The organism is Roseibium sp. RKSG952 (assembly GCF_009711355.1).
This window is the reverse complement of sequence record NZ_SMMF01000708.1, coordinates 1-5,095: the sequence shown is the minus strand read 5'-3', so window position 1 is coordinate 5,095 and position 5,095 is coordinate 1. Positions and strand designations below refer to the sequence as shown.

The following is a 5,095-nucleotide window of genomic DNA, read 5'->3' as shown; positions in this document are numbered from 1 at the left end:
GCAAACGACATGACACCGCAAGAGGCGTAACTGGGTGAAACCTCTACGCACAATACTCGGAGCTGCAACCAGCTCCGACAAGATCATCGCCCTCGCTGAGGGCGATGATCCAAGAGTCGTCGAAGGCGCCCTGAAGGCCCGTTCTGAAGGGGTCGCCCGGATTATCCTTATTGGTGAGCAGGCCAAGGTCGAGGCTGAACTGGCAAAGCAGGGCGGTTCGGATGTTGATGGGATCGAAATTCACGACCCCAACAGCTCTTCTCTGACCGAGTCCTTCGCCGCGGAACTGCATGAACTGCGCAAGCATAAGGGCATGACGCCCGAGCAGGCTCGAGAGCAGATCACGAAACGCCTGAACTATGCCGCGATGCTGGTTCACAAGGGGCTGGCCGATGGAACTGTCGGCGGCGCGGTAGAAACAACATCAGACACCGTCCGTGCAGCCTTGCAAATCATTGGCAAAGCACCTGATGCTGCCATGGTCTCGAGCTTCTTCCTGATGCTCTATTGCCGCGATCATCATTCGGTAAGGGGCGCTCATATCTTTGCCGATTGCGGTCTGGTTGTTGACCCGAACGAAGAAGAGTTGGCGGCAATCGCCCGTGCCTCGGCAGCATCCTACCACGCATTGACGAATGAAACGCCACGCGTGGCGATGTTGTCATTCTCGACCACAGGCAGCGCCAAACATCCGAAAGTGTCAAAGGTCGTAGAGGCAACAGAGATTGCCAAGGCTGCGGACCCGGATCTGCTGATCGATGGTGAACTGCAGTTTGACGCAGCCTTTGTTCCGGAAGTAGCGGCCAAGAAAGCGGCGGCTTCCCCGTTGCAGGGCCAGGCAAATGTCTTTGTCTTTCCAAATCTCGACGCTGGCAACCTTGGCTACAAGATTGCGCAACGTATCGGCGGCGCCGAGGCGATCGGACCAGTCCTGCAAGGATTGGCGAAACCTGCAAATGACCTCTCGCGCGGTTGCTCGGCCGAAGATGTCCTGCACATGGTGGCGGTGACCGCAGTCCAGGCGCAAACCTCACAAACCCGAAAGGATGTTTCCTAAACTCGGGCGAAGCAAAATAATGTTCCGGTTTTTCCATCGAATATGGAAAGATCGGTTCAATAGCCACAGGGACCCAAATGAACCAGCCAATCATCGACACATCGCCAAAGGTTTCAGACGAAATCCGGCGAACCACTTGCTACATGTGTGCCTGCCGCTGCGGCATCAATGTGCACATGAAAGACGGCAAGGTTGCCTATATCGAAGGCAACCGCGATCACCCTGTAAACAAGGGTGTGTTATGTGCCAAAGGCTCGGCTGGCATCATGCAGGTCAACGCCCCATCGCGGCTACGCGCACCGCTAAAGCGGGTGGGGCCGCGCGGTTCCGGCGAATTCGAAGAGATCAGCTGGGATGAGGCGCTGGAGATTGCAGTCGGTTGGCTGAAACCAATCCGCGAGGACAACCCCGAGAAGCTGGCGTTTTTCACCGGCCGCGACCAGAGCCAAAGCTTCACCAGCTTCTGGGCTCAGAACTTCGGCACCTGTAACTACGCGGCCCATGGCGGGTTCTGTTCCGTGAACATGGCCGCTGGTGGCATCTACACGATGGGCGGCGCGTTCTGGGAATTCGGTCAGCCCGACTGGGATCACACCAAGCTGTTCATGCTGTTCGGCGTGGCTGAGGACCACGACTCGAACCCGATCAAGATGGGCATTGGCAAGATTAAGGCGCGCGGCGCGCGCGTGATCGGCGTTAACCCGATCCGGTCGGGCTATAACGCTGTTGCGGATGATTGGGTTGGCATCACTCCGGGAACCGACGGGTTGTTTATCCTGTCGATGATCCACGTGCTGATGAAAGCGGGCAAAATCGATCTCGATTACCTTAGCCGCTACACCAACGCGCCGGTTCTGATTGACGCGTCCGAAGGACCGACCAAAGGCCTGTTCCTGCGGGATGAAGACGGTAAACCGCTGGTCATCGACCGCGCCACCGGCGAGTTGACGGCCTTCGACAAGCCCGGCGTCCGCCCTGACCTGTCGGCCACCTATGAAAAGGATAGCGTCACCCACCGTCCGGTCTTCCACCTGATGGCCGAGCGCTATCTCAGCGACGAATACGCCCCCGAAAAGGTGGCCGAACAGTGCGGCATTCCCGCCACTCGCATCCGCGCCATCGCCGGTGAACTGGCCCGTGTTGCCTTTGACGAGGCGTTCGAACTGGATCACGAATGGACCGATTTCCGTGGTGAGAAACACACCAAGATGATCGGCCGCCCCGTCGCCATGCACTCGATGCGCGGCGTATCGGCCCATGCCAACGGTTTTCAGACCTGCCGCGCGCTGCATGTTCTGCAGATCATCCTCGGCACGGTCGAGGTTCCCGGCGGCTTCCGCTTCAAACCGCCCTACCCCAAGCCGGTCGAGGCACACCCGACACCGCACTGCAAGGTGACACCCAACTCGCCGCTGGATGGCCCGCATCTGGGCTTTGTTCAGGGCCCCGAGCACCTGGCGCTGAAAGAAGATGGCAGCCCCGCGCGGATCGACAAGGCATTCACCTGGGAAAACCCGATGTCCAGCCACGGGCTGATGCATATGGTGATCTCGAACGCGCATGCGGGCGACCCCTACAAGATCGACACGCTGTTCATGTACATGGCGAACATGTCGTGGAACTCGACCATGAACACCAAAGGTGTCATGGAGATGCTGACGGGCAAGGATGAGAACGGCGATTATGTAATCCCGCACATCATCTATTCCGACGCCTACTCCTCGGAAATGGTGGCTTATGCCGACCTGATCCTGCCGGACACCACTTATCTGGAGCGCCACGACTGTATCTCGCTGCTTGACCGCCCGATCTGTGAGGCCGAGGCAGCAGCAGACGCAATCCGCTGGCCAGTGATCGAGCCGGATCGCGATGTGCGCGGATTCCAGTCGGTGCTAATCGATCTGGCCAACCGGATGGAACTGCCTGGTTTCACCAAAGAAGACGGCAGCGCCAAGTGGACGGATTACGCCGACTACATCGTCAACCACGAACGCAAACCCGGCATTGGCCCCCTTGCTGGCTTCCGTGGCGAGAATGGCGATAAGGAAGGTCGTGGTGAGGTCAATCCCGACCAGCTGAACCGTTACATTGAGAACGGCGGCTTCTACGTGGCCCATATTCCCGAGGGTGCGGACTACTACAAACCGTGGAACGCCGCTTATCAGGACTGGGCCGTTGGCATGGGCATCTATGACAGCCCACAGCCCTACCTGTTTCAGCTGTATTCCGAGCCGATGCGCAAGTTCCAGTTGGCTGCCGAAGGCCATGGTGAGCGTCAACCGCCGGACCATTTGCGCGAGCGGATCAAGGAAACTCTGGACCCGATGCCGATCTGGTATGAAACCGACCAGCACGGCAACGAAGGCTTTACCATCAACGCCCTGACCCAGCGCCCGATGGCGATGTATCACAGCTGGGGCACTCAGAACGCGTGGCTGCGTCAATTGCACGGTCGCAACCCTCTCTACGTCCCGACAAAACTGATGCGCGAGCATGGGCTGCAGGATGGCGACTGGGCAAAAGTAACGTCCCCGCATGGTGAGATCACGGTTCCGGTCATGGAAATGGCGGCACTGAACGAAAACACCGTCTGGACCTGGAACGCCATCGGCAAGCGCAAAGGCGCGTGGGCATTGCAAGAGGACGCACCCGAGGCGACCAAGGGCTTCCTGCTGAACCACCTGATCCACGAGCTTTTACCGCCTAAGGGTGACGGTTTGCGATGGGCTAACTCTGACCCGATCACCGGTCAGGCTGCGTGGTTCGACCTCAAAGTGAAAATCGAAAAAGCTGCGCCACCTTCGGATGCAGAAAGCCAACCCGAGTTCGATCCGATTAAATCGCCGGTTGGCACCGGCCCCAAAGACTTGGCGTGGAAGGTAGGCAAATGACCCAACTCCCCCAATCCACTGAACGCAAGATGGGTCTGGTCATCGATCTGGACACCTGCGTCGGCTGCCACGCCTGCGTGATTTCGTGCAAAGGCTGGAACACCGAAAATTATGGCGCGCCCCTGTCAGATCAGGACGCTTATGGCGCCAACCCGTCGGGGACCTTCCTGAACCGGGTGCATTCATATGAGGTGCAGCCCGAACAGGGTCATGCCCAACTCATCCACTTCCCCAAATCCTGCCTACATTGCGAAGATGCGCCCTGTGTCACCGTTTGTCCCACTGGGGCCAGCTACAAGCGTGTCGAGGACGGTATCGTTCTGGTGAACGAAAGCGATTGCATCGGCTGCGGCCTGTGCGCGTGGTCCTGCCCTTACGGTGCACGTGAACTGGATCAGGCCGAAGGCGTGATGAAGAAATGCACCCTGTGCGTTGACCGGATCTACAACGAAAACCTGCCCGAAGTAGATCGTGTCCCGTCATGCGTCCGTACCTGCCCCGCCGGAGCGCGCCATTTTGGCGATCTTGGTGATCCCGACAGCGATGTCAGCAAACTGGTCGCAGACCGTGGAGGCATGGATCTTATGCCCGAAATGGGTACCAAGCCGGTCAACAAATACCTGCCGCCGCGCCCCAAGGATCAGGTCGAAGACCAAATCGACATCCTGGCACCGCTGCTGGCCCCGGTCGCTGAAGAGTCCCAAGGGTTCCTGGGCTGGCTGGACAAAGCGCTCGACAAAATTCCCGGAGGAGCGAACTGATGCATCCCGCACCTTCAGTCATCATCTTCACGACCTTTTCGGGTCTGGGCTTTGGGCTCTTGTTTTTTCTGGGTCTAGGCCAACCGCCGGTCACTGGCTTTGTCGCCTTCGTATTCTACGCCATAGCCTATGCGCTGGCGGTGGGCGGTCTTCTGGCGTCGACATTTCATCTGGGCCATCCGGAACGCGCATGGAAAGCCTTCAGCCAATGGAAATCCAGCTGGCTCAGCCGCGAGGGCGTCTGCGCAGTTGCCGCGCTTATCATTATGGGTCTCTATGCACTTGGAGCAGTGTTCCTGCAAAGCCACTGGACATTGCTGGGTTGGGTCGGTGCGATACTCAGCCTTGCTACCGTCTTCACCACCTCAATGATCTACACCCAGCTC

At 58.5% G+C, this 5,095-nt stretch carries 4 protein-coding genes; all 4 read left to right on the top strand.

All coding sequences use genetic code 11. From position 1 onward, the window contains the following. Window positions 1–34: 34 nt before the first annotated feature. Window positions 35–1,057: a phosphate acetyltransferase gene (gene pta, locus E1297_RS04405; protein WP_368669458.1), complete on the top strand. Its 1,023-nt coding sequence runs from the start codon at window positions 35–37 to the stop codon at window positions 1,055–1,057. Window positions 1,058–1,134: 77 nt separating this feature from the next. Beyond that, window positions 1,135–3,948, top strand: a complete 2,814-nt coding sequence (locus tag E1297_RS04400; RefSeq protein ID WP_155134384.1) for a molybdopterin oxidoreductase family protein — start codon at window positions 1,135–1,137, stop codon at window positions 3,946–3,948. After that, window positions 3,945–4,709 (top strand): 4Fe-4S dicluster domain-containing protein, encoded by a 765-nt coding sequence (locus E1297_RS04395; RefSeq protein ID WP_155134381.1) that lies wholly within the window; start codon window positions 3,945–3,947, stop codon window positions 4,707–4,709. The genes E1297_RS04400 and E1297_RS04395 overlap by 4 nt, the downstream gene beginning before the upstream one ends. Next, on the top strand, window positions 4,709–5,095 hold a 387-nt coding region (locus E1297_RS04390), incomplete at its 3' end, for a DmsC/YnfH family molybdoenzyme membrane anchor subunit (RefSeq protein WP_196223189.1). The genes E1297_RS04395 and E1297_RS04390, both read left to right, overlap by 1 nt.